The sequence below is a fragment of the Chitinophaga sp. SVR4-12A genome (genome assembly GCF_056754765.1).
Window position 1 is genome coordinate 1,806,215 of sequence record NZ_JBPGWP010000001.1, and the last position, 25,661, is coordinate 1,831,875.

Here is a 25,661-nt window from a genome sequence, read left to right on the forward strand (position 1 = left end):
AATCACATGTTAGTAGTATCAGGATTTTTTCTTACAAAATTGACACGGATCACGAACACAATCGCATTCATGATCCGTGTTGAAATATTTATTCCAAGCCTACAAATTCAACTCCAGTCTCGCAAACAGGAACCTCCCGTTATAACCAAACTGTGTAGCCCGGCGACTATAAATAAACTGGTTATTGGTAGTATTAGCAGGATTAGCTACTTTATCCGGGTAGATGTCAAACACATTATTCGAACCTACGCTCAGCTTCACGCCTTTCGTAAACTTATAACCCACTGATACATCCGTTACCACTTTCGGATCAAAGGTCTGGAAGAAAGCAGGATCATTGGTCGCTTCTTCTACACTGCCGAAATACACATTACGCACAAACACGTTAAACCGGTTAATGTTGTACGTTAAGGTAAGGTTGATCTTCTCACGCGGCACGCTTCTTTCCAGGTAGATCCTGCTGGCGCGGCTGAAATAGATATTTTCTTTACCTGCCAGCTTCTCAGATGCCTTCACGTTTCCTACCTGTTGTGTATAGGAGTAGGTACCTGCAAGATCTGCCCTGAAACTGCCTGTGCCCAGGCGGGTACCATAGGTGAGCACTACATCCACTCCCCTCGTTTCAGAATTAATAGCATTGGCAAAGAACGCAGCGCGATTGGCGTTGGCCAACGATAAGAGCTGGTAGATCTCCTTATCTACGGGAGAGGCAGCGGAATCATTACGGCCGGAGAACTGATCGGTATAAACAATGCGATCATTAATACGGGTGTAGTATCCGTCTACGGTGAGGTTGAACTTACCAAAGGTACCGGTAAAGCCGGCGCTAAGGCTCTTTGATTTTTCCGGCTTCAGCTTAGGGATGCCCAGCAGTTCTGCCGGACGGCTATCATTGGTAAAGGTGCCCACTTCATACGGCAGGCCGTCTACAAACAATGTGGAGGTGCTGGAGTAAAAACGCTGATGCAGTGAAGGCGCACGGAAACCTGTACTGCCGGAGGCACGTAAAGCGGTTCGCTCACCGAGCTTGTAACGTGCAGTCAGCTTGCCGTTCAGCGTAGAGCCAAAATCGTTATAATTCTCAAAGCGAAGCGCACCGCCCAACAGGAATGCACTGCTGAAATTAGCTTCCACATCCACATATCCTGCGATGGCGCTGCGGGCGGCATTCACGGCATTCTCCGGACGGAAGCCGGGAAATACCTGGGCGCCACCGGGACGGGCCGTACCATCAGGACCAAACCTGGTATTGATAGCACCCTGCGGATCGGGAATAAGGATGGGACGACCGCTGCCGTCCTCCCCTATCTTGGTGGCGCGGCCGTAATCAGTGTAAGAATTTTCTTCACCCGCCACCAGCTGGTAACGTTCAAAGCGGTATTCTCCGCCGAAGGCCACATCAAGGCCCTGCAATAGATCAAAACGCTGGGAGAAATCCAGGTTGGTTGTATTCTGCGTGAATACCGGCCCGCCGGCATTGAAAGTGGTTGGCGAAGCTTTTTCCAGCGAAGCATTCAGCGAATTCGCTACGCTGAAAATAAACTGGTTTTGCCCGTAGGTATTGCTCACATCTACTTTCCAGTTACCCAGGTTACCGCGGATGCCGAAGGCCAGGGACTTATCATAGATGTCTGAGTGGATTTCCGGCAGGAAGCCCAGGGGATAGATATCGAGCACATTGCGGCTGTCGCTGGGCAGGCGGTAAACACCGGCCGCCTGGCCATTGCGGTAGCCAAGACCACCAAACAGGTAGAACTCTGCATTGTTCTCCATGGGAATACTGGCATTTACGAAGAGTTGTCCGCTACGCAGCTTTGATTGTCCTACCCGCATGCGGATATCATCGCGGGTGATCTTGTTGGCCAGCAGGAAAGAATCCGTTCTGTCTGCGCCGCCTGGGTAAGCACGATAGATAGGCCCTACCCAGGGACCGGAGCGGTTGGTATAATTACGGAAATCATAAGAGCCGCCCATGTTAATGAAGCCGCCCTTATTTCCCAGCGGGATACCGTAGTTGATACCGGTTTGCACTGTTTGTCCGTCAATATCATCAACAGATTGTGAAGTGAAGTTAGCGCCGGTAGTAACGTTTACGTTCAAACGATTGACGCTGTTCTTGAGGATGATGTTGATCACGCCTGCAATAGCATCTGAGCCATACTGTGCGGCGGCGCCGTCGCGCAGGATCTCAATGCGGTCAATAGCGGATGTGGGAATGGCGTTCATATCAGTGCCTACGGCGCCGCGGCCAAAGGTACCGTTCACATTCACCAGGGCGGTGTTGTAACGGCGTTTACCATTCACCAGCACCAGCACCTGGTCCGGGCCCAGTCCGCGGAGCGAAGCGGGATCGATATGATCAGTACCATCCGCCACTGTTTGTGTGCCCGAACTGAAAGAGGGCGCCACATAGTTCAGGATCTGGTTGATGGATACCTGCGGCGCATCCTGCGCCACTTTCTTGATATCGATCACATCCACCGGTACGGGCGTTTCCGTTTGTGTGCGCGGAAGGCTGCGGGAACCTAACACCACCAGTTCATTCATGGTGGTACTGGTCACCATGGAAAAATCCAGCTGTACGGTTTGCCCGGCTGTGACGGTAACCGGTTTACGTTGCGACGCAAAACCCACGAAGCTGACGGTTACGGTGTATTCGCCGGGAATGATGCTGAGTGAATAGCTACCGGCGGCATTCGTATAACCGCCTTTGTTAGTACGTTCTATCTGTACGGTGGCGCCGGCCAATGGCGCTTTACCATCTGTTACCGTTCCCTGTATGGTACCGGTTTGCGCCTGTGCGGCGGAGAAAAGGGTGAATAGGCATGTCAACAGTAACAGAAAAGGCCTTGAGGGTACTTTCATAGCGATTTAGATTAGAGGGTTTAGATTTGGTTATGTTCTAATTTACTAATTAAAATTGAGGTTTGAGGTTTGAAGTTTGAAGTCTGAAGTTCGTTAAATGTTTGGACGTTCAGGAAAAAAAACCTGCCTTAAACCTTTAAACTTCAGAACGAACCTCGGACCTCAAACTTCAAACCTCAAACTTTATGATAATGTTTAGTAAATTAGGCACAAACAAATGCCTGTAATGAGCATCAGATTTTTTCTTCTACCGACACTACTGATTGGAACGCATGCTTTTGCCCAGTCTGCACTTAGCACTGATCCGTATCATTATACTATCCGGAAAGAGGTGACCGTACAACACGGCGCCGTTGTTTCTGCCCATCCGCTGGCCAGCCAGGCGGGCGCCCGTATATTACAGCAGGGCGGCAATGCCGTAGATGCGGCTATTACCACACAGCTGGCGCTGGCAGTGGTATATCCCGCAGCCGGCAACCTGGGCGGCGGCGGCTTCCTGGTGGCGCATCTCAGTGATGGAAAAGATATCTCCATCGACTACCGGGAAATGGCGCCTGCAAAGGCCAAACGTGATATGTACCTGGATGCTGCGGGCAACGCCAATACTACCCTTAGCCAGGAAGGACACCTGGCCGCCGGCGTACCGGGTACCGTAGCAGGCATCTTCGCGTCCCTCCCTTATGCAAAACTGCCTTTGCGCAAGCTGATACAACCTGCCATCACACTGGCAGAAAAAGGATTTGCCATTACAGAAAAAGAAGCCAACAGCCTGAATGCGCATGCCGACATATTCAAACGGCTGAATACAAAACCCAGCCGCTTTGTAAAAAGCACGCCCTGGAAAGCAGGCGATACCCTGATACAGCCGGAGCTTGCCAAAACCCTGAAAAGGATCCGCGACAAAGGCATGGAAGGTTTTTATGAAGGCGAAACAGCCGCCATGATCGTAGCAGAGATGCAACGCGGCAAAGGCATCATCAGCGAAGCAGACCTGAAAGCTTATAAGGCCAAAGAAAGGAAACCGATCATCTTCAATTATAAAGATTACACCCTCATCACCATGCCCCTGCCTTCCAGCGGTGGTATTGTATTACAGCAGATGATGGGCATGGTGGAGAGCTACCCCTTATCCACCTGGGGCTTTCACTCACCACAGGCCATACAGTTGATGGTGGAAGCTGAAAGACGGGCTTATGCAGACCGTGCAGAATACCTGGGCGATGCAGATTTTGTAAAAGTACCGGTTAAGCAGCTTACGGATAAAAAATACCTGGAACAGCGCATGCGCGATTATGTACCCAATAAAGCGGGCACCAGCGTGGCAACAAAAGCAGGTGCGCCCATGCATGAGAGCGAACAGACCACGCACCTCTCCGTCATGGACGACCAGGGCAATGCTGTGGCAGTGACCACTACCCTGAACGGCAGTTATGGCAGCAAAGTAGTGGTAGGCGGCGCAGGCTTCTTCCTGAATAATGAAATGGACGATTTCAGCGTAAAACCAGGCGTACCTAATATGTACGGACTGGTAGGCAATGAGGCCAATGCCATTGCTCCGGGCAAGCGCATGCTCAGCTCTATGACGCCTACCATTGTGCTGCAGCGCAAGCACCCTTACCTGGTAGTAGGCACACCAGGCGGCTCTACCATCATGACCTCTGTTTTTCAGACGCTGATCAACATACTGGAATTCAGCATGCCGGTAGCACAGGCAGTGAATGAAACCAAATTCCATCATCAGTGGCTGCCAGACGAGGTAGAAGTGGAGCCAAATTTCCCGGACAGCATCAGCCGCTCACTGGAACAGATGGGTTATAAAGTAAAGCCCCGGCGCAGCACCATCGGCCGCACAGAAGTGATCCGGGTGAACAACAACGGCATGCTGGAAGCCGTGGGAGATGGCAGAGGAGATGATAGCGCGGCAGGATATTAACAGCTGAGGTTTGAAGTTGGAGGTTTACAGCAGGTTATCGGCCTTTGAAACCTCTAACCTTCAACTGACTTCAAACCTCAGACTTCAAACCTTAAACAATTTAAACTATGTCTATTGCAAAGATCTATCTCGACAGTATCAAAAAGCGGTTCATGACGTATAAGATACTCGGAGATAAAACACTGGAGCGGCTGGATGAGCAGCAATTGAACTGGCAGCCGGATGAGCATTCCAACAGCATTCGTTGCATCGTCAGTCATATCAGCGGGAATATGCTCTCGCGGTGGACAGACTTCCTCAGCAGCGACGGAGAAAAGCCCTGGCGCAACAGGGATACCGAATTTGCGGAGGGACACGCTTCCAAAGCCGAAATCATTGCCATGTGGGAAAAAGGATGGAACTGCATGATGCAGACCTTTGACAGCCTGCAGGAAACAGACCTGGAAAAGACCATTACCATACGCAGCGAACCGCTGATCGCTCTGGACGCGATCAACCGCCAGCTGGCACATATTCCCTATCATGTGGGACAGATACTGTATATTGGCAAAATGCTGCTGAAAGATAAATGGGAAAGTTTATCTATTCCCAAAGGTGGCTCAGCTGCATTCAATAAAGAAATGACGGAAAAAAAATAGGATCCAACATGATAAAATTCAGGTACCTGTTACTGCCTTTACTGGCAGTTGTGGCCATGTCCTGCGGCGGCAGCCATAACGACGCGCTGTTGAAGCACAAGAAATGGCGCGTGTACGACGTACAAATACCCAGCGGCGATCCCTATGACATTACACAGGTAAACCAGGCCACTGAGCTGAAAAAAGGCTATTACAGCGATGCCTATTACCAGTTCCTGGATAATAACCTTTTTATTGCTACCGTAGGCGGACAGGCTGATTCAGGCAAGTATCAGCTCCTAAGCAATGGCAGTATTATCAGTGTAACCGCCAGCAATGGATTGCGCACCGCAGAGCACCTGGTAACGGTTGTTCACCTGGATGATAAGCTGTTTGATATGAAGGTGCAATCCGGCGAGTATCATTTTATATTGAAGACAAAGGCAGAATAATGGAAATGGTTTGAGATTTGAAGTTTGAGGTTTGAAGTTAGTTGAAGGTTAGAGGTTAAAAGGCCGATAACTTGTCCTGAGCATTCAACATTTAACGAACCTTAAACCTCAAACTTCAAACCTCAAACTTTAAAGAATGGAAGCATTACAAACGCTCACTGTACCCGGCAGAACGGCCATTGTAGATGGCAGGACCTGCCTGTTCTTTTCCGGTTTCTCCTATCTCGGCATGCACGCCATGCCCGCATTCAGGGAAGCCTTCAAAGCGGGTATAGAACAATATGGCCCGGTATTCATGTCCTCCAGGGTGGCTAACCTGCGCCTCAGCCTGTACGAAGAGCTGGAACATGCGCTGGCAGTATTGTTCCGCCAGCAGGCTGCAGCTGCTTTTTCATCCGGTTATCTGGCTGCACAGGCAGCCATTCATTATGCCAGCCTGCATACTGCGGTGCTATATGCGCCCGGCACACATCCGGCGCTGCGCCTGAACAGGGACGCTCCGCCTGCAGTATCCTGGGAACAATGGGTGGAAGAAACGGTAGCGAAGGTGAACAGTGCGCCGGATCATAGCTTTGCACTGGCTGCGGATGCTGTAAATCCTTTAAGTAGTACTATTAACAACTTTGACTGGCTGCAGCGTATTGAGCGCAAGGTAATGGTGGTGATCGATGATTCTCATGGCGCCGGTATCCTGGGCCCTGATGGTGAAGGCATCGTACATGCTTTACCGGTACATCCGCCGCTGCGTTACCTGATCTCTGCATCAACGGCGAAAGCGTATAGCATAGAAGGCGGACTGGTGGCAGGACATGCAGCTGATATTGCCGCGCTCAAAAAACAGCCTTTCTTTACGGCCAGTACCCCGTTTATACCAGCCAATGCTTATGCATTTCTTCAAAGCAGGACGTTATTTGCCGCGCGGCGCCATCAGCTGAAATTCAATATCGATTATTTCCAGCGGCTGGTAGCAGGTAATACGATGGTACACAACCCGCATTACTTACCGGTATTTCTGTTAACGCCCGGTGAAACGCAACCATCTATTGACAGGTACCTGCTGGAGCACGACATCATCATTTCTTCCTTTGCATATCCGAGCCCTGACAGCCCGCCTATTCACCGCATCATACTCTCTGCCTTACATGAGCCATTTGATATGGACACACTGGCAGCATTAATTAATAATGAATAATTAACAATTAATAGTCTCAAGACTCGTAACAGGCCAGACTCCACGTAACCGGCATTATTAATTATTCACTATTAATTATTAATTATTGTTTGTCTCTCTGTATCGCCGCCTGTTCCTGTTCAATACGATCGCCGTTGTGATTCATGATACGCATATCATTCCTTTCTACTGCCAGCAGCTCACGGATGTTATCTGCATTAGCGGCCAGCAGCGCCTGGTCCCAATCGATCTTTCTGTCGAGGCGGGCTACCCTGGATGAATGGCCGGAATCAACGGCCTTTTGTCTTCTCGCTTCAAGCGACATCAGATCATCCTGCAGCGCTTCTTTTTCCTGTATCAGCTGAAATATCTGTGCCTGCTGATCTTCCAGGTTTGCTTCCAGGTCGTCATTCTGCTGCGCCTGCTGCTGGATCTCCATTCTATTCATTGCAATATCATTGCGTGCCGCCGGGTTACGGTCTCCGGCAAATGCGCCGGTGCTCATCATGGCAGTAACAGCCATTAAACTCATTCTCTTCATATTACTGATTTTTGGGTGCATGTTTTTAAAACTATCGGATATAAGACGCGGCATACATCATCACGTTTAACTGCGTGTTGGTTTTTAAGCTATTCTTAAGTTGTGTTAAAGGACTGTGAACACGGGACGGGATATATTGAGGCAGAGGCCGTCAAAGTGGCCATTAACAAGCGGCTAACAATACATTTTTGTTTAGCAGATAAAAAATCGGGAACTTTAAATTGTTATAGAGAACAGTGAATATATCTCCCCTCTCCGCTGTGTTTTAGTATTTGACCTCTCCTCTGAAACAAACATATTTATTACTGATGCAATGCTGTAAAGTGTGAACGGCGTTCTATATAAATGTGCACTGCATTGGTGAAGAATAAGCCGGGAGACCGGCTTGGCTACGAGTATTGAAAAGCCAACTTGGGGCGCCCCCTTTCTGAGCTTCAGCCAGAAGGGGGCTTTTTAATAGTGGACAGCTGTTATTAGTTGACAGTTATCAGTTATCAGTTGTCAGTTGTCGGTTGACAGTTCACTGCTAACTGACAACTGATAACTGACAACTGACAACTATATTATTTGTATATCAGCACTTCTACTTTTCCATCCGCCGTAATACTTCCACGGTACATACCTGCGGTATTGAAAGGCATAGCAATGTTACCATCTTTATCAATGGCGATGAGCCCGCCGTCTCCACCAAGAGCTGGTACCTTTTCCATGATCAGCTCATGAGTGGCCTGTTGAACGCTGAGCCCTTTATATTCCATCAGATCACTAACGGTCTTGGCTACACAGAGGCGAATAAAGAATTCGCCCCAGCCTGTGCAGGAGATAGCGCAGGTGGCATTATTGGCATAGGTGCCCGCCCCGATGATTGGAGCATCGCCTACACGCCCGAATTTCTTATTGGTCATGCCGCCTGTGGAAGTTGCAGCCGCCAGGTTACCCTGCTGATCAAGGGCTACTGCGCCTACTGTGCCGAATTTGTGGTCTTTATTTTCAATGCCCAGCAGGCTCGAAGATGGCTTGTTCAGGGCAGAGTCGTGGTCCAGCTGTGTTTTATTGGCGTCCATCGCTTTAACCTTTTGCAGGGCCTTCCAGCGTTCTTCCGTATAAAAGTAGGACGCGTCTACGATCTCCAGTCCGGCTTCTTTGGCAAATTGCTCCGCACCGCGGCCGGTGAGCATCACATGCTGGGATTTCTCCATTACAGCACGGGCTGCGCTGATAGGATTTTTGATCACCGTTACCCCGGCTACGGAACCTGCACCCAGGGTTTTACCGTTCATGATCGCGGCATCCATCTCATTCTTGCCTTCATTGGTGAATACGGCGCCTTTGCCTGCGTTGAACAAGGGAGAATCTTCCATGACCTTCACGGCCGCTTCTACCGCATCCAGGCTGCTGCCTCCGCGCTGCAGAATAGCATAGCCATTGCGCAATGCCTGTTCCAGCGCTGCTTTATAGGCCTGTTCGCGCTGGGGCGTCATCTGGGATTTTAAAATAGTGCCGGCGCCTCCGTGGATCACCATTACATATCGCTGTTTGACAGCAGAGGTATCGCCATTATGAGACAGGGCACTGGTGTTGATGCTGATTGTCATAAATAGGGCTGCAGTTAACAAGGTAGTTATCATGACATAAAAGTAAATGATTTGATTTTGGTATTTTTGCCGGATAAATGCGAATCGCTGAAAAAAGTACGTAAAATATTATCCATTGTCCTGCTTTCCCTGCTGGGCATTATTATATTGACGGGCATACTGGTGAACATTCCTGCTGTACAGCACTGGCTGGTGGGCGAAGCCACCCGCCGCCTGTCAGATCAGTTGCAAACGCGTGTAGAGATCAAGGGGGTCAGCCTCCGGCTGTTTAACCGCGCGCGCCTGGAAGGCGCCTATATAGAAGACCGCCATAAGGATACCCTGCTGTATGCGGGCGCACTGGAAGTGCGGATCACGGACTGGTTCTTTTTCCAGGACAAGCCCGTGCTGAAGTTCATCGGCCTGGAGAATGCAGAAGTGAACCTGAAAAGGCCCCGCAATGATTCACTGTGGAACTACCAGTTCATTGTGGACGCTTTCAGCTCCCCTGCCCCGGATACCAGCCGTAAGACCACACCCTCCAAAGGGGTGTCGCTGGACCTGCGCAAAATAGACCTGTACAATATCCGCATCAACAAAATAGACGCCTGGGTGGGTGAAGATATGCGCGGAACCGCCAAACGTATTTACCTGGACGCCAAGAACCTGGACCTGCAGAAGCATAATATTGACATCCAGGAGCTGCTGCTGGACCAACCTTCGTTTATTGTTTCCAGTTACTCCTCCTCTCCCCTTCGCAAACGCAGACCCAAAACAGCCGAAACGTCCATTCCCGCCGTAGACAGCAGCGGCGAGCTACGCTGGAACAGCAGCAACTGGAAACTGATCGTCAAAGAACTGGCCATCCGTAACGGACTGTTTGGCGTCGAGAACCCCGAAGATTCCACTCCCGTGGAAGCAGGATATTTTGCCCCGCACCATATCCGCTTTGCCAACATCAACCTGACCCTGAGCAATACCAGCCTGGTAAAGGACAGCATTATAGGAGACCTGAGCCTGAGCACTAAAGAACGCAGCGGCTTTGAAGTGAAAAAGCTGACCGCCCGCTTTAAGATGTCACCCGTGGAAATGGAATTCTCCCAGATGGACCTGATCACCAACAGGAGCCACCTGCGCAACTACTACACCATGCAATACACAGACCTCAGCGACATGAGCGACTATGTAGACCTGGTGTTCATGAAAGCGCGCTTCATTAACAGCACATTATCCTCTGATGATATTGCCTACTTTGCCCCTCCTCTTTCCGGCTGGAAAAAGGAGATCTCGCTGAACGGCGTCGTAAAAGGGCCCGTGAGCAACCTGGATGCCGACAGCGTAAGCCTGCAGGCGGGCAATACCACCCTGAAAGGACGTATGAGAATGCGCGGCCTGCCGGATATAGATGAAACCTTCATGGATTTCCAGGCAGAACAGCTGGTGACCACCGGAGACGATGTGGAGCGCATCTTCCCTACTTTAAAGAATGTACAGCCCCTGCGTATGGACCGGCTCTCCGACATCCGCTTCCAGGGAAGCTTTACCGGTTTCGTGAACGACTTTGTGGCCTACGGTAAATTCCAGACCAATCTTGGCAACCTGGATTCTGACCTTAACTTCAAGACCAGCGGCGATGTGCCCGTATACTCAGGAAGCCTGGTAACCAATAATTTTGACCTGGGCGCCCTGCTGAACGTCGGGCAGATGTCTACCGTCTCCCTCAACGCCAAGGTGAACGGCGCGGGCTTTAACCTGCGTACCCTGAAGGCAGCCGTAGATGCGGATATCAAACAAATCTCCCTGTATAACTATACCTACACCAATATTAAGACCAACGGGGAAATGAACCGCAAGTTCTTCAACGGTTCCCTCACCGTGAATGATCCCAACCTGGATATGGACTTTGCAGGCACTATCGACTTTAACGGCGCCGTGCCTATGTTCCGCTTCAACTCTGAGATCCGGAAAAGTAACCTGAAAGCACTGAAGCTCACCGCCGATTCCATTACCCTGCAGAGTCGCCTGGACCTGAATTTTGCAGGCAGCAACATCGACAACTTTGACGGCACCGCCCGCATATACGACGTTTCTCTCTATAAGAACCAGAGTCGCGTGGATTTTGACTCACTGAACGTGAGCACCCATATGGAGAATAACCTGAAAGTGCTGGATATTAAAGGCAATGAGATCACCGGCTATGTAAAAGGGAACTACAGCTTCATGGAACTGCCCGGCGCCTTCCAGCTCTTCCTGAATAAATATTATCCCAGCTTCTTTCCCTCCGCTCCTTCGGGTAATATCCGGGAGGACTTCAGCTTCGATTTCCAGTTCGGGCAAGTAGACAAGTTGATACGGGCCTTTACCACACAGGTATCCGGCTTTGACCAAACCCGGGTAAGCGGGGCCCTCAACACCATACAGGGCGCTATTTCCCTGAATGCGAATGTGCCGATGGCCAGCTACCAGGGCTATAATATACAGGACCTGCAGCTGAAAGGCAGCGGTAATTTTAATAAGATTGACGTCAGCACCGCCATTGGCAAAGTATCTTCCGGCGACCGGGTATGGATGCAAAACCCGCTGATCCTGGCCAGTTCCAGCCATGATACCTCCTTCATCAAGATGGACATGCAATCGCAGGACACCTCTTCGCTGGATGGTTTCTATGCACGGGTGATCACCGTCAATGAAGGCGTGAAGATCAATTTCCTGAACAGTGCCTTCACCGTGAATGAACGGCAGTGGAACATGACACCCGGCAACGAGATCTATTGGAGCAAGCATTTCCTTACCATTAGCAACCTGCGGGTAACCCGCAATGATCAAAGCATTACGGTAGAAACCAATGAGTTCAACCCGGATGAGTCGCGCTTCATGATCACACTGAAAGACCTGAACCTGGCAGATGTGATCCCCGGACAGCTGATCACCATGCCTATAGAAGGACAGGCCAACGGCACCATTAATATCTCTGACCCTACGCGTAACCTGGATATAGATGCCAACATTACCACCACCGGCCTGCGGCTGAACAACGACTCCCTGGGACTGGTAACACTACGGGGCGGCTTCCGGCAACAGACAGGGGAAATGAACCTGGAAGTTCAGTCTAAAAATGCAGGCCGGAACTTCAGCATCTCCGGCCTGGCCGGCCTCACCAAGGACAACAAACAGTTGTCTGCCACCATAGACCTGAACGGCGCTTCCATAGATCCGCTGAACCGCTACCTGGGCGACTATGTGACCGACCTCTCCGGCCTGGCCACCGGCCAGCTGACGGTAAGCGGCACCACAGACAGGCCTTCCATCAAAGGAAAAGTGCAGCTGGACAGCGCAGGCATCAAAGTGCTGTACCTGGGCACCTATTATAAGATACCGCGCTTAAATATCAATGTGGATGATAACCTGATCGAGTTCGGTAACTTCAGCATCATCGACAAATACAACCACCGGGCTAACGCCAGCGGCTATATCTCCCATGACCATTTCGAGAAGCTGAACTTCGACTTCGACGTAACAGGCCGCAACTTCCTCTTCATGAACACCACCGAGGCAGACAGTGACCTGTTCTACGGGGATGTGATCGCAGACGGGAAAATATACTTCTCCGGCCCGCTGAATGATATGCAGATGCATATCCTGGCCAGGCCAGTGAAGGGCACGCATTTTTACCTGCCCATGTCAGACACCAAGGACATCGGCAAGTACGACTACATCACCTTCAAGACCTACGGCACCGAAATGGAGCCGGTTAAGAAGAAGAAGAAGGACAATGTGAACCTGAACATCCGCCTGGACATAGCCGCTAATCCCGATGCACAGATAGACGTGATCCTGGATGCCACCACCGGCGACGTGATCTCTGCCAACGGTAACGGTAACCTGCAGATCAACGTGAATACGGATGGTGATTTCACCATGTTCGGCGACTATGAGATCAATAACGGATCCTATACCTTCACCTTCCAGCGCCTGACCAGCTGGAAGTTTGATATCACCAAAAGCAGTACGATCTCCTGGAACGGCGATCCGCGGGAAGCCAGGATGAACATCACCGCCAAGTATACCGTACCTAAAGTGCTGCTGTATAACCTGGTAGGACAGATGGGCTCTGCCAGCTCCGATAAGCTGGCCACCCGCCAGGAAAGAGTGGATGTAGTGGTGAACCTGCGCGGAGAGATGATGAAACCGGATATCGCCTATGAGATCCAGCTGCCGGATGTAGGCTCCCTCTCCTATGAGAGCGGTGTGGCCGCCAGGCTGCGCGAGATCAACCAGGACCAGAACAAGGCCCTGCTGCAGGTATACGGATTGCTGCTTTTCAACCAGTTCCTGCCAAACGACAATACCGCCACCGGCGGCGCAGGCATTGTGGGCAGGAACAGCGTGGGACAGGCATTATCCGCCCAGGCATCCGCCATCCTGAACAACATTACCGGGGCCTTCCTCAAGAACAGCGGCATCGGCATCAATGTGAACTACCGCGCCTATAACGTAGGCAACACCGTTAATAACGATAATATAGACCGTAACCAGCTGAGCGCCGGTATCACAGGCAACCTGTTCAACAATCGTGTACGCATTTATGTGGGCGGCGATTACGACTGGGGCAACACTACCACCAGCGCCAATGCCAACCGCTTTGCCGGCGATTTCAGGGTAGAATACCTGCTGACACCCGATGGGCGTATCCGCGTAAATGCCTTTAGTAAAACAGATTATGATGTGTACAACCTGGTGAACCGGAACAAAGCCGGTTTAGGTATTTCGTATGTACGTGAGTATAACCGCCTGCGGGAACTGTTCGAGTCAAGACGGCCTTCCAGGAGGATCCTGGATTCTATGCGAAGAGCGGAGGCGCTGCCCCCGGAGGATTCAACGAAAAAGAAGAAGGTTTGATAGTCGTCAGTTGACAGTCGTCAGTCGTCAGTGATTGACGCGATTATAAGCTCCGCATTGATCACTGACGACTGACGACTGACGACTGTCAACTGACGACTGTCAACTGACAACTGTCAACTGTCAACTAACTTTTCAATATCTCATGCCCCAACTTATCCCTTTTCGTTTTCAGGTAAAACTCATTATGCGGGTTGGGATGGATCTCAATGGGAACATTTTCAACGATCTCTAACCCGTAACCGGCTAAACCGGCGCGCTTACGCGGGTTGTTCGTCATCAGGCGGATCTTGCCAATGTTAAGATGGCGGAGGATTTGCGCTCCTATGCCGTAATCACGCTCGTCCATCTTAAAGCCCAGTTCCAGGTTGGCTTCTACGGTATCGCGGCCTTCTTCCTGGAGCTTGTATGCTTTTAGCTTGTTGAGCAGACCTATGCCGCGGCCTTCCTGGTTCATATACAGGATGAGGCCTTTGCCTTCATTCTCCACCATTTGCATGGCAGCTGCCAGCTGTTCGCCGCAGTCGCAACGGAGGGAATGCAGTATATCGCCTGTAAAGCAGGAGGAGTGTACACGTAACAGCACCGGTTCGTCTTTATCCCAATCGCCTTTTTTGAGGGCCATGTGCATATCGCCGGAGTTGAGCTGCTTGAAAGCGATCAGCTCAAAGTTGCCATGTTTGGTAGGCATCTGTACCCTTACCTCTTCTTCTATCAGGGTTTCGGTACGCAGGCGGTATTCTATCAGGTCTTTGATGGAGACCAGTTTAAGATCAAAGCGGGAGGCGATCTCGCGCAATTGCAGAAGGCGGGCCATGGAGCCGTCTTCGTTCATGATCTCCACCAGTACGCCGGCCGGCTCAAAACCTGCCAGTCGGGCCAGGTCGATGGTGGCCTCTGTATGGCCGCTGCGGCGGAGCACCCCACCTTTTTTAGCTTTCAGCGGGAAGATGTGCCCGGGTTTGCCAAGGTATTCGGGACGGGTATTGGGATCGATAAGGGCCTGTACGGTTTTGGCCCTGTCGTGGGCGGAGATGCCCGTTGTACAGCCATGCCCCAGGAGGTCGACACTCACGGTAAAGGGAGTCTGATGGAGGGCTGTATTATCGCGGACCATCATTTCGAGGCCCAGCTCTTCACAGCGCTCTTCTACGAGGGGAGCGCAGATAAGGCCCCGTCCGTACATGCTCATGAAGTTGATGATCTCCGGAGTAACGTTACGGGCTGCTGTAACAAAGTCCCCTTCATTCTCACGGTCTTCATCGTCTACCACAATCACCAGTTTTCCTTTTTTGATGTCTTCTATGGCTGCTTCAATTGTGTCTAGCATATATCGAGATCAATCTATTTGAAATAATGGGCAAAGTTATGACAAATTAGGCAGCTTATGGCAGGCGTATAGGCATTCGGAGCTTACCGGGGGGTAAGCGGGCGCCTTCCAGAGGAGAATTCGGCTGAAGCCCTTTACTACATTGGCTTAGGCTATAGATGTCTGCCATATGTCTCTGGGTTATAAGCAAGATACAAGCGAGATATAAGCCCTCTATATAGATAGCAGGTATCTTGCTGGTAACTTCCTTAAAAGTACCTGGAAGCCACTAAAAGGCCATTTATACCAGGGAAGGTAAACAGACCATTATAGTGTATTACAGGGGAGAAATAAGGGGTTGTGCGGGGGTCTTAGCTGGAAACCAATGAAAATGAAGCAAAAAGGGGTTAAAAACTCAATTCAAGAGGCCGTTGCTATCAAATAGGCCGCCATTTTTCCACATTCATTATATATTAAACTAATCAAGATTTGAAAAACTGTAATTTCTGTGGTAGGTCTTTGCAAAAATGGAAACATATAGGGAATTAATTGAAATACTGTTTAACGAGCATGTATGAACCGCTGAAAACTATCACGGCTTAACAATTTGTTAATTCCACGTTAAAATTTTAAGCCGATTATTTCTCAATTTTGCGGGATAATCAAACTGCAAAATATGGGATTTCACAAATTTCTACTCACTGTTACCCTCATTGTGAGTGCATTTATTTCCTATGCCCAGGTTACTACCAGTAGTATGACCGGCACCGTGAAAGATGCGAAAGGCGAAGCCCTGATCGGAGCTACTGTAAAAGCAACCCACCTCCCATCAGGAACCGTTTACGGTACCACTACCCAGGCCGATGGCCGCTATACCATCCCCAACATGCGTGTTGGCGGACCTTACAAGGTTGAAGTGAGCTATGTTAGCTACTCCGGCCAGAACTTCAATGACCTGTTCCTCAAACTCGGCGCTCCCCTGAAGCTGGACGCCTCCCTGGAATCAGGCACTCAAACCCTTAAAGAGATCACTGTCAGCGGCAACCGCAATGGTATCATTAACCCGAACAACAACGGTACCGCTGTGAATATCACCCGCAACCAGATAGAGAACCTGCCTACTGTTAACCGCAGCGTACAGGATTTTGCACGTTTGAGCCCACAGGCCAACGTGTCTACCAACGGTACCGACGGTTCTCCTATGGGTATCTCCTTTGGCGGCCAGAACAACCGTTACAACCAGTTTGCCGTAGACGGCGCCGTGACCAACGACGTATTCGGTCTGGCTGCCTCCGGTACCAACAGCGGTCAGGCAGGCGCCAACCCGATCTCCATCGAAACTATCGACCAGATCCAGGTAGTGCAGAATCCTTATGATATCAAACAAAGCGGCTTTACCGGCGGCGGCATCAATGCCATTACCAAAAGCGGTACCAACACTTTCCATGGAACTGCCTGGTACTATCTGCAGAACGAAGGTATGGTAGGTAAATCTCCCGACACCCTGCATAATAAATACGGCGATTTCAGTAACAAGATCTTCGGCGCTAACTTCAGTGGCCCGATCATTAAAGATAAATTGTTCTTCTTCGTGAACGCTGAAAGGAGCAAAAGAACCAACCCCGTTGATTTTGATCCTACTGCAGGCGCTTCCAACGTAAAGCCTGATGAGCTGAAAACCATTTACGATTATGTATCTTCCAAATATGGCGTTGACCTGGGTGGCTATGGCACTCAGAGCAAAGACCGCACTGCTACTTCTCTCTTTGGCCGCGTAGACTGGAACATCAACAGCGTTCACCGTCTGACCTTCCGTTATAACTATGTAGATGCCAACGATATTAACACAAGCCGCAGCAACAGCAGCGCCTATTTCTACAATGCTTATTACTCCTTCCCCTCAAAAACACACTCTACCGTGCTGGAGCTGAACTCTACCTTCTCCAACAAGCTGAGCAACGAATTGAGGATTGGTTATAATAATGTAAGAGATCGTAGAAGATACCTGGGCGATCCGTTCCCGAACGTGGTGATCAACGACAACGGCCGTACCATTAACCTGGGCAGTGAGTTCTCGTCCAGCGCCAATTCGCTTGACCAGGATATCTGGACCCTGGTAGACAACCTGACCTTCTACAGAGGTAAGCACACCATCACTGTAGGTACCAGCAACGAATTCTATAACATCAAGAATACCTTCATACAGGCTGCTTTTGGTGCTTATGTCTATGATTCTATCTCCGGTTTCATCAATAACCTGAAACCCCGTACCTACCAGATCAACTATACTACCGACAACCCTGCTTTAAGGGAAGGTATCGGTTTCAAAGCCGCCCAGCTCTCCGCATACATACAGGATGAGTGGGACGTGCTGAAAAACCTGCGTTTGACAGGCGGTTTAAGGATTGACCTGCCGGTTATCCCTACTGATCCCCCGAATAACGCCGCTTTCGAGAAAGATCCTTCTTTCCTGGGTTACTCTACCACCCAGCTGCCTAAGAAAAGGTTGTTATTTGCCCCGAGGGTCGGTTTTAACTGGGACGTTTTCAACAACGGCCAGACACAGGTCCGCGGTGGTGCAGGTATCTTTACCGGCCGTGTGCCCTTTGTGTGGATCTCCAACCAATATGGCAATACCGGTAACGTATATACTAACGTTAACCTGACCGGTAACGCACTGCCTGCGGCCTTCCGCTTCAACTATGACAAGAACGATCCGTTCTATGGCCAGTACACTGCTGATAACCTGGTTGCAATGGGCGCCAATATCACCAACAAGCCTTCCAATATCAACCTGACCTCAAAGGACTTTAAGTTTCCGCAGGTGTTCAAAACCAACCTGGCAGTTGACCAGCAGTTACCCTGGGGCGTTGTTGGTACCCTGGAAGGTAACTTCACCAAGACCATCAACAACGTGATCTGGACTAACCTGAATGCAGTTCCGAGAGGCGATACCACCATCTCCTTCGGTTCCGGTGATATCAAAAGACAGGCCTGGAAAAGGAAGACCAATACTTTCGGCGACCAGGTGTTACTGCTCGATAATACCAGCGAAGGTTATGCCTATAACATCAGCGCTGAATTAAGCAAATCCACATCCAACGGGCTGTTTGCCAAGATCGGCTACTCCTATGGCGATGCATACGCTTTGAACGACGGTACTTCTTCTACCGCAGGTTCCAACTGGAGGTTCCCGCCCAATACACAGGGCCTGAACAGGCTGGATGAAGGCCGTTCTAAATACAGCATGGGTCACCGCATCCTGGCCGTTGTAGCCAAGACCTTCCGTTACGGCAGCAAAGACAGGCAATATGCCACTACCGTGAGCCTGTTCTATAACGGTCAATCCGGTCAGCCTTACTCCTGGGTGTACTTTAACACCGTGGATCCTACCGGTGATGACCAGGGCTCAAACGGTAACAACGACCTGATCTACATCCCCACACAGGCGGAAGTATCCACCATGCGTTTTGACGCGATCCGTCAGACCTCAGGCGGCGTAGTTACCTACGAGCGTACAGAAGCACAACAGCGTGAAGACCTGGAAAGACTGATCAGCAACGATAAGTACCTGAGCAAGCACCGCGGTCAGGCAGCTGAAAAATATGCTGTAAGAACACCGTTTGAGAACGTGTTCGACTTCAAACTGGTACAGGTGATCCCGATCATCAAACAGCACAAGCTGGAGATCACTTTCGATATCCTGAACGTAGGTAACCTGCTGAACAAAGACTGGGGCAGAACTTACTTTATCCTTAACAACGTTGCTACTCCGCTCACCTTCCGCAAGTGGGACGCTGCTACCGGCACTCCTTTCTTCCAATACGATCAGAGAAGGGTGAAGAACGGCGACCGAGACGAAACTCCTTACACCATCAACAACTTCACCTCCCGCTGGAGAGGCCAGTTGGGCTTGAGGTATAGCTTCTAATTGTTTTACATCGCATCATAGTTATAAAAGCCGGATCGTCTGATCCGGCTTTTTTCATTACTTTTATTATGTGACGGAAAACTACTACAAATGGCATTCCCCGCAGATCCTTTTCCCAGCTATCTATCCCTTATCAAATGAATCCGTAAAGGCAAGTTCTTAAACCATAAATCGTTAACGGATGAAAAAAATAGGCCTGCTCTTTGGTCAGGAGACCAATTTCCCCCTTGCTTTAATTGAGCGTATTAATCAGCAGAAAATACGTGACATCAGTGCAGAAGCGGTGCTGATCGACAAAGTGCTGCAGGGAACCGACAGCGGTTATACCGTGATACGGGACCGCGTCTCGCATCATGTGCCCTTTTACCGCTCCTGGTTAAAACATGCTGCACTGAACGGCGCCGCCGTGCTCAATAATCCTTTCTGGACCAGCGCAGATGAAAAGTTTGTGAACAACGAGCTGGCCCTCCAAACCGGGGTTGCAGTACCCAAAACGGTACTGCTGCCTACTGCTGACCATCCGCCGCATACCAGCTCTGACAGTTTTCGCAACCTGGCATATCCTTTTGACTGGGAGGCGATCTTTGCCTATACCGGTTTTCCAGCCTACCTGAAGCCCATTGCAGACGGCGGCTGGCGCAACGTGCACCGCATACAGGACCGTGAAGAACTGTTTGCCCGCCATGCGCAAACCGGACAAGCCGTCATGCTGCTGCAGGAAGAGATCCATTTTGATGCTTATTTCCGCTGCTTCTGTATCGGTAACGAAGTAAAGGTAATGGGCTATGATCCCAGGCGCCTGCATCATCACCGGTACCAGACAGAGTTCCACCCGGATGCTGATTTGCTGCAAACCCTGGCACAGCAGGCCCTCAAACTGAACCAGTACCTGGGCTACGACTTCAACACCATTGAAATGGCGGTACGCGAGGGCGTGCCCTATGCCATCGACTTTTATAACCCGGCGCCGGAGGCGGACGCTCATGTGATGGGGGATGAAAACTTTGAATGGGTGGTGCAAACCAGCGCCAACTACCTCATTGAAAGAGCACAAGCGCATCAGCGCGGCAACAACCTTACCTGGGGTGGATACCTGCAACAGGCCCTTCCGGCGGCAAAGGCGAAAGCCACCGCTCCCAAAGTAGCTAAAACAGCGACCAAACCGGCTGCCAAAACAAACGCCAAAGCAGCTGCCAAACCCGCCGAAAAAGCAAACGGCAAGGCTGCAGCGAAACCAAAGAAAGCAGCAGATAGCAAAAGCACGGAGTGAGGGCGATCAGGAATGATTAATAATGCTTCCAGGCTTTTAAATATTTTGAAATATCCCGCAGGTCGGCCCTGGAGATCTGATCCGGTTTAAAGGAAGGCATTGCACCCAGGCCATGACGCACCTGGAATCTTTTAATGAACTGCGGAGCCGGATTGGAGCTGATAGCAGGCCCCAATCCGGCTTCTCCTCCCGGATGACACTTCTGGCATTTTTCCATGAACACTACTTCGCCATGGGCTATACGTTCATTGGCGGGTACAAACGGACGCTGCTTTATAATTTCGCTGCGGCGGGAAGCGCATGCCATGGTGAGCGTGATCAGTATTGCTGCTGTGAATAATTTTGCCATACCTCATTGTTTAGATATCTTCCAGATAACACCCGTCTTTACCCTGGGTTGTACACCACCGGTAATGGTCATGGTCAGCACGCCAAAATCCACCACGTACAAGTCTTTACCGGAGGGATCAAATTTCACCGAAATAGGCCTTTCGAATCCCGCGCCGCCTAACCAGCTGGCAGGCCCGTTCCTTTTGCCTTTATTGGCTGCGAAATCCCTGATGATGCCCTTATCAACGTTTACCCGTACTATTTTAAAACCAACCGGCCGCAACACCTTACCCGCTGCAGGCGCCATATCGCCAAACTGGGCCACAAAAGCTTCGTTAGGAAAACCAAAGGCTTCCCTTGCAAAATCCAGCCCATTGGCAGAAGCATGCACACCAAAGATCGCCGCAGGTTTAGGCGGCGTGCCCGGATACTGCTGCAACAAGGCTTTGGGAGCGGCTTTGCCTGGCACTTTGAACTCTTTAAAATCTTTTAGTGCCTTGCCTGCAGAAAAATCCGGCCATCCATACCACTGCCCCTGCTTTATTTCCCACAGCACATCTCCCGCGCCCCATACCGGGCGGCTGCCCCGGTCGTCGAAGCCATTTTCTGTAATGAAGATCTTTCCTCCCGGGGATAGCGCCATGCCAAAGGGGTTGCGGAGCCCCCAGGCCACCAGTTCCGGCTTCCCGCCCTGCAGTGGAATACGCATTACAGCCCCATTGCAGGGAACGCGTCCTTCGATCTTCTGGCCGGCGGTGGTAGATGTATTAAAGGGCACGTAGGCGCCTGTTACTGCTTCATCGTTCGGCGCGTCGGTGAGCAGGTTGGAGGAAGCGTAATTTTCGCCCGACAGGATCACGTCTGCACAGGGAATATCGTGAAAGTCTTTTTTCCGCATCAGCCAGCCGTATTGTGCATTATCATCTCCTACCACGCCGGAATTAGTGGCAGTGCCCTGTCCAAAATAGATATAACCATCGCTGATCACCGGGCTGTTGGTATGATGATCTCCCACACTTGGCAGGCCATCGGTAAGTGTTGTGATGTTTCCGTCCATACCGACCTTCAGTATTTTTCCGCCTGCTGCTTCGCCACCCTCTGATACATAGAACGCGCCTTTATAGAATACGCCTCCTGTCCACGGGCCGTTCTTGCCGCCGCTGGCAATGGTGGTGGTAGTACCATTGGGCTCCAGCCGTAGCAGCTTCGGTGTTTCCCAGATCTCTCCGTAGGAATAGCCTGCTTCGATCACATATGCCTTTCCCTCATCGTCAAAAGTTATAGCCGTTGGGAATGTAAGACCTGTAGCTACAGCAGTTACAGTATAACCGGGCGGTACCGCGATGGCCCGGGGATCGGTTCGCCGTTCGTCTGTAGCCTGTACCTGTCCCCCGCCTTTGGAAGCTCTGATCCCATAGCAGGCGGCCAGGGTTACCAGTGAACATATAGCCATAATAGCGTAAAAGCGTACTGCCATAAGCAAAGATTATAGCAACGATGACTCAAAATCTGTACCCGCAGGCTACCATAGCACTGCAGCACATCTTCACTGATGAGTAGTGGAAATTTATCTGCGGATACTTTGTATTTTCGTTTGTAATTGACATTCCTAATTCGTAATCCATAAAAATGTTCCAACACTTCACGCTTGGTATCGAGGAAGAATATATGGTGATGGACCCGCAAACACGGGAGCTACGGTCGCACGAGCAAAAAATAGTAGAACAGGCGCACAAGGTGCTGCGGGACAAGGTAAAGGCCGAATTTCACCAGGCGGTAGTGGAAGTGGGCACCCAGATCTGCGCCAATATTGAAGAGGCCAGGGAAGATGTGGCTATGCTACGCAAAACCATTTCCGGCATTGCGGGCGACCTGGGCTACAGCATCGGCGCTTCGGGCACGCATCCCTTCTCCAAATGGGAGCTGCAGCTGATCACTGATCATCCCCGCTACTTCGAGATCGTAAATGAGATGCAGGACGCCGCCCGCTCGAACCTCATCTTCGGGCTGCATGTGCATGTGGGGATGGAAAACCGGGACATGGCCCTGCATATCGCCAATTCTGTACGTTATTTCCTGCCGCATATATTTGCGCTGAGCACCAATTCTCCCTTCTGGGAAGGCCGTAATACGGGTTTTAAATCCTTCCGTACAAAGGTGTTCGACAAATTCCCGCGTACCGGCATACCGGACTATTTTGGAAGCATTGCAGAATACGACAACTACATTGCGCTGCTCATCAAAACCAATTGTATCGACAATGCCAAGAAGATCTGGTGGGACCTGCGCGTACATCCCTTCTTCAATACACTGGAATTCCGCATCTGCGATGTTCCGCTTACGGTAGATGAAACCTGCACGCTGGCGGCGCTTTTCCAGGCTGTATGCGCCAAGATCTACAAGCTCCGCGCCCAGAATCTTAACTTCATTATCTACAACCGCGCGCTGGTGAACGAGAACAAATGGCGGGCTTCGCGCTATGGCATTGACGGCTATTTGATAGACTTCGGCAAGGAAATGGAAGTGAACGCACGGGCCCTTATAAACGAACTGTTAGATTTTGTGGATGATGTGGTGGATGAGCTGGGCTCCCGGCCTTTCATTGAAAACACTAAGAAGATGTTGGAAGAAGGCACCGGGGCGGATAAGCAGCTGAAAGTATATGAGGAAAGCAATGACGTTTCGGTGGTAGCAGACTTTATCCAAACGCAGTTCCTGCGGGATATTTAACGGGGTCCCAGGACTTTCTTAACTTTGCACTATGAGCCTGCCTGTTAAACAACACTGGAAAATAGCCGTGCTTGACATGTATGAGGGAGTACCCAATGAGGGAATGCGCTGCATCCGGGAGATACTGGGAGCATACGGCGACAGGAACAAGCTTCAGCTGGAAGTGCACGAATACGAGGTACGGCAGCAACAACAGGTACCTGATCTCTCCTACGATATTTACCTTTCTACCGGCGGTCCCGGCAGCCCCGTTGACAGCGAGGGCAGCGAATGGGAAAAGGCCTATTTCGGGCTGATACAGGCATTGCTGCTATGGAATGAACGGGAAGCCGTTAAGAAGCCCATGCTGTTTATCTGCCATTCCTTTCAGCTGATGTGCCGCTATTTTGGACTGGGCGAAGTATGCCAGCGCAAATCACCGGCATTCGGGGTTTTCCCGGTACATAAGGTCAATGCAGGCAGCCAGGAAAGCAGTTTCCGCACGTTACCCGATCCCTTCTATATTGTAGACAGCCGCCACTGGCAGGTGATATCGCTGCGGCAGGATAAAATGGAGGCCATGGGCGCACAGGTACTGGCCATTGAAAAAGAACGCCCGCATGTGCCCCTGGAAAGGGCAGTCATGGCTATACGCTTTACGCCGCAGTTCCTGGGCACACAGTTCCATCCCGAAGCAGATGCGGCCGGTATGCGTAAATACCTTTTACAGGAAGAGAAAAAAGATCATGTGATCCGCCACTACGGCGAAGAAAAATATACAGACATGCTGGAACAGCTTACTGATCCGGAAAAGATCATGCTTACCCATAACCGGCTCATACCTACATTCCTGAACGATATCATTTATGATTCCCGCTTTACGCACATATTACAATCAACACTTCAGTAAAAGTAAATACGAGGCTTTTTTAGACAGCCTGGCCAGTGAGGCAGGACAGGCGCCTGCTTTCAGGGTGGCCGAAACCCCGGTATTTGTGCCCGCTGCACTGACCAACAAACTGGTGCAGGCCTGCGAGGAGATCGTAGAAGTGATATTACGCCCCGATTTTAAAGAGCTCACTGCAGATGCCATTCCGCACCACCTGAAAGTGCCCGGAGAAAATGAGCATCCGCATTTTCTTATCATCGACTTTGCCGTTTGCCGCCAGGAGAATGGCGAGCTGGCGCCGCAGCTGATAGAGCTGCAGGGCTTTCCCAGCCTCTTTGCTTTCCAGGAGCTGATGGCCCGCCAGTTCCGGGCGCATTTTAATATACCCGACACCGTAGATAATTTCTTTAATGGCCTGAACGGAGACAGCTACTTTGCCCTGCTCCGCGAGCTGATCTGCGGGCCTTATGACCCCAGGGAAGTGATCCTGCTGGAACTACGGCCGGATGAACAGAAAACACGGATAGACTTCTATTATACACAGCAGAAGCTGGGCATCATGCCCGTGTGCATCAGCGACCTCGTACAGGAAGGATCGAAACTCTACTATTATCGCGATGGAGAAAAGATCCACATAAAACGTATATACAACCGCGTTATATTCGATGAGCTGTTCAAAAAGGAACTTCCGCCCGGCTCCTATCCCAACCTGTTCCAGGAACTGGATGTGGAATGGATCACGCACCCCAACTGGTTCTACCGCATCAGCAAGTATATGCTGCCGCTGATCCACAGCGAGTTTGCACCCAAGAGCTGGTACCTGCACAGCTTACCGGTAGTGCCGTCTGACCTGGAGAACTATGTGCTGAAACCTTTGTTCTCCTTCGCCGGGCAGGGAGTGATCATTGATGTAACGGCAACGGATATAGATAAGATCAAGGACCCGGAAAACTGGATACTGCAGCACAAGGTGCAGTATGCTCCTGTAATTTACACACCGGGCGCTCCGGCCCATTGTGAGATACGTATGATGTATATCTGGCCTGATGGCAGTCCGCGGCCAATGCTGGTGCATAACCTGGCCAGGATCAGCCGGGGAAAGATGATCAGTGTGAGCAGCAACAACCAGGATACGTGGGTAGGCGGCAGCTGTTGCTTCTTTGAAGTTTGA

General features: G+C 50.7%; 16 protein-coding genes. 10 read left to right on the plus strand and 6 right to left on the minus strand.

Going from position 1 to position 25,661, the window contains the following annotated elements; genetic code table 11:
* Nucleotides 1-99: 99 nt before the first annotated feature.
* Entirely contained in the window at nucleotides 100-2,865 is a 2,766-nt protein-coding gene (locus tag ACR9Y8_RS07285; RefSeq protein WP_481212581.1) for a TonB-dependent receptor, read from the minus strand.
* A gap of 226 nt (nucleotides 2,866-3,091) precedes the next feature.
* On the opposite strand from ACR9Y8_RS07285, the gene ggt reads away from it, so the two are divergent.
* The 4 genes from ggt to ACR9Y8_RS07305 all read left to right on the plus strand — a co-directional run bounded on the left by ggt (nucleotide 3,092) and on the right by ACR9Y8_RS07305 (nucleotide 7,059).
* Nucleotides 3,092-4,798: a gamma-glutamyltransferase gene (gene ggt, locus ACR9Y8_RS07290; RefSeq protein ID WP_481212582.1), complete on the plus strand. Its 1,707-nt coding sequence runs from the start codon at nucleotides 3,092-3,094 to the stop codon at nucleotides 4,796-4,798.
* Between the two features lie 107 nt (nucleotides 4,799-4,905).
* The gene (locus ACR9Y8_RS07295; protein WP_481212583.1) at nucleotides 4,906-5,436 is read left to right on the plus strand and encodes a DUF1572 family protein; all 531 of its coding nucleotides are present in this window, start codon (nucleotides 4,906-4,908) and stop codon (nucleotides 5,434-5,436) included.
* An 8-nt stretch (nucleotides 5,437-5,444) separates the two neighbouring features.
* Complete coding sequence (locus ACR9Y8_RS07300) at nucleotides 5,445-5,867, plus strand: hypothetical protein (RefSeq protein WP_481212584.1); 423 nt, start codon at nucleotides 5,445-5,447, stop codon at nucleotides 5,865-5,867.
* Between the two features lie 136 nt (nucleotides 5,868-6,003).
* Entirely contained in the window at nucleotides 6,004-7,059 is a 1,056-nt protein-coding gene (locus tag ACR9Y8_RS07305) for a hypothetical protein (protein ID WP_481212585.1), read from the plus strand.
* An 82-nt stretch (nucleotides 7,060-7,141) separates the two neighbouring features.
* On the opposite strand, the gene ACR9Y8_RS07310 is transcribed toward ACR9Y8_RS07305, so the two are convergent.
* Together ACR9Y8_RS07310 and ACR9Y8_RS07315 are read right to left on the minus strand one after the other, a co-directional pair.
* Nucleotides 7,142-7,579: a hypothetical protein gene (locus ACR9Y8_RS07310; RefSeq protein ID WP_481212586.1), complete on the minus strand. Its 438-nt coding sequence runs from the start codon at nucleotides 7,577-7,579 to the stop codon at nucleotides 7,142-7,144.
* 563 nt (nucleotides 7,580-8,142) lie between these two features.
* The gene (locus ACR9Y8_RS07315; RefSeq protein ID WP_481212587.1) at nucleotides 8,143-9,174 is read right to left on the minus strand and encodes an isoaspartyl peptidase/L-asparaginase family protein; all 1,032 of its coding nucleotides are present in this window, start codon (nucleotides 9,172-9,174) and stop codon (nucleotides 8,143-8,145) included.
* 51 nt (nucleotides 9,175-9,225) lie between these two features.
* Between ACR9Y8_RS07315 and ACR9Y8_RS07320 the strand changes: the two genes are divergently transcribed.
* Nucleotides 9,226-14,052 (plus strand): translocation/assembly module TamB domain-containing protein, encoded by a 4,827-nt coding sequence (locus ACR9Y8_RS07320; protein ID WP_481212588.1) that lies wholly within the window; start codon nucleotides 9,226-9,228, stop codon nucleotides 14,050-14,052.
* A gap of 127 nt (nucleotides 14,053-14,179) precedes the next feature.
* Here the strand turns inward: ACR9Y8_RS07320 and ACR9Y8_RS07325 are convergent, their stop codons facing one another.
* Nucleotides 14,180-15,382: a bifunctional 3,4-dihydroxy-2-butanone-4-phosphate synthase/GTP cyclohydrolase II gene (locus tag ACR9Y8_RS07325; RefSeq protein WP_481212589.1), complete on the minus strand. Its 1,203-nt coding sequence runs from the start codon at nucleotides 15,380-15,382 to the stop codon at nucleotides 14,180-14,182.
* A 655-nt stretch (nucleotides 15,383-16,037) separates the two neighbouring features.
* On the opposite strand from ACR9Y8_RS07325, the gene ACR9Y8_RS07330 reads away from it, so the two are divergent.
* Both ACR9Y8_RS07330 and ACR9Y8_RS07335 read left to right on the plus strand, forming a co-directional pair.
* Nucleotides 16,038-19,292, plus strand: coding sequence for a TonB-dependent receptor (locus ACR9Y8_RS07330; protein WP_481212590.1), 3,255 nt, complete (start codon nucleotides 16,038-16,040; stop codon nucleotides 19,290-19,292).
* Nucleotides 19,293-19,473: 181 nt separating this feature from the next.
* Complete coding sequence (locus tag ACR9Y8_RS07335) at nucleotides 19,474-20,562, plus strand: ATP-grasp domain-containing protein (protein ID WP_481212591.1); 1,089 nt, start codon at nucleotides 19,474-19,476, stop codon at nucleotides 20,560-20,562.
* Between the two features lie 16 nt (nucleotides 20,563-20,578).
* Here ACR9Y8_RS07335 and ACR9Y8_RS07340 read toward each other — a convergent pair whose 3' ends face one another.
* Nucleotides 20,579-20,911, minus strand: a complete 333-nt coding sequence (locus ACR9Y8_RS07340) for a c-type cytochrome (protein ID WP_481212592.1) — start codon at nucleotides 20,909-20,911, stop codon at nucleotides 20,579-20,581.
* Between the two features lie 3 nt (nucleotides 20,912-20,914).
* On the minus strand, nucleotides 20,915-22,369 hold the full coding sequence (locus tag ACR9Y8_RS07345) for a PQQ-dependent sugar dehydrogenase (protein ID WP_481212593.1): 1,455 nt from the start codon (nucleotides 22,367-22,369) through the stop codon (nucleotides 20,915-20,917).
* Nucleotides 22,370-22,521: 152 nt separating this feature from the next.
* On the opposite strand from ACR9Y8_RS07345, the gene ACR9Y8_RS07350 reads away from it, so the two are divergent.
* From ACR9Y8_RS07350 to ACR9Y8_RS07360, 3 genes are read left to right on the plus strand one after another with little or no spacing between them, the layout of a single operon-like run.
* A complete protein-coding gene (locus ACR9Y8_RS07350) occupies nucleotides 22,522-23,622 on the plus strand; it encodes a carboxylate-amine ligase (protein ID WP_481212594.1) in 1,101 nt (366 codons plus the stop codon).
* Between the two features lie 31 nt (nucleotides 23,623-23,653).
* A complete protein-coding gene (locus ACR9Y8_RS07355) occupies nucleotides 23,654-24,511 on the plus strand; it encodes a type 1 glutamine amidotransferase (protein WP_481212595.1) in 858 nt (285 codons plus the stop codon).
* The gene (locus ACR9Y8_RS07360) at nucleotides 24,468-25,661 is read left to right on the plus strand and encodes a hypothetical protein (RefSeq protein ID WP_481212596.1); all 1,194 of its coding nucleotides are present in this window, start codon (nucleotides 24,468-24,470) and stop codon (nucleotides 25,659-25,661) included. Before ACR9Y8_RS07355 ends, ACR9Y8_RS07360 begins: the two co-directional genes overlap by 44 nt.

Coding starts and splice junctions, on each gene's coding strand:
- ACR9Y8_RS07305 (WP_481212585.1), top strand. CDS start 6,004: ATGGAAGCATTACAAACGCTCACTGTACCCGGCAGAACGGCCATTGTA.
- ACR9Y8_RS07345 (WP_481212593.1), bottom strand. CDS start 22,369: ATGGCAGTACGCTTTTACGCTATTATGGCTATATGTTCACTGGTAACC.
- ACR9Y8_RS07310 (WP_481212586.1), bottom strand. CDS start 7,579: ATGAAGAGAATGAGTTTAATGGCTGTTACTGCCATGATGAGCACCGGC.
- ggt (WP_481212582.1), top strand. CDS start 3,092: ATGAGCATCAGATTTTTTCTTCTACCGACACTACTGATTGGAACGCAT.
- ACR9Y8_RS07335 (WP_481212591.1), top strand. CDS start 19,474: ATGAAAAAAATAGGCCTGCTCTTTGGTCAGGAGACCAATTTCCCCCTT.
- ACR9Y8_RS07295 (WP_481212583.1), top strand. CDS start 4,906: ATGTCTATTGCAAAGATCTATCTCGACAGTATCAAAAAGCGGTTCATG.
- ACR9Y8_RS07360 (WP_481212596.1), top strand. CDS start 24,468: ATGATTCCCGCTTTACGCACATATTACAATCAACACTTCAGTAAAAGT.
- ACR9Y8_RS07315 (WP_481212587.1), bottom strand. CDS start 9,174: ATGACAATCAGCATCAACACCAGTGCCCTGTCTCATAATGGCGATACC.
- ACR9Y8_RS07350 (WP_481212594.1), top strand. CDS start 22,522: ATGTTCCAACACTTCACGCTTGGTATCGAGGAAGAATATATGGTGATG.
- ACR9Y8_RS07340 (WP_481212592.1), bottom strand. CDS start 20,911: ATGGCAAAATTATTCACAGCAGCAATACTGATCACGCTCACCATGGCA.
- ACR9Y8_RS07325 (WP_481212589.1), bottom strand. CDS start 15,382: ATGCTAGACACAATTGAAGCAGCCATAGAAGACATCAAAAAAGGAAAA.
- ACR9Y8_RS07300 (WP_481212584.1), top strand. CDS start 5,445: ATGATAAAATTCAGGTACCTGTTACTGCCTTTACTGGCAGTTGTGGCC.
- ACR9Y8_RS07330 (WP_481212590.1), top strand. CDS start 16,038: ATGGGATTTCACAAATTTCTACTCACTGTTACCCTCATTGTGAGTGCA.
- ACR9Y8_RS07355 (WP_481212595.1), top strand. CDS start 23,654: ATGAGCCTGCCTGTTAAACAACACTGGAAAATAGCCGTGCTTGACATG.
- ACR9Y8_RS07285 (WP_481212581.1), bottom strand. CDS start 2,865: ATGAAAGTACCCTCAAGGCCTTTTCTGTTACTGTTGACATGCCTATTC.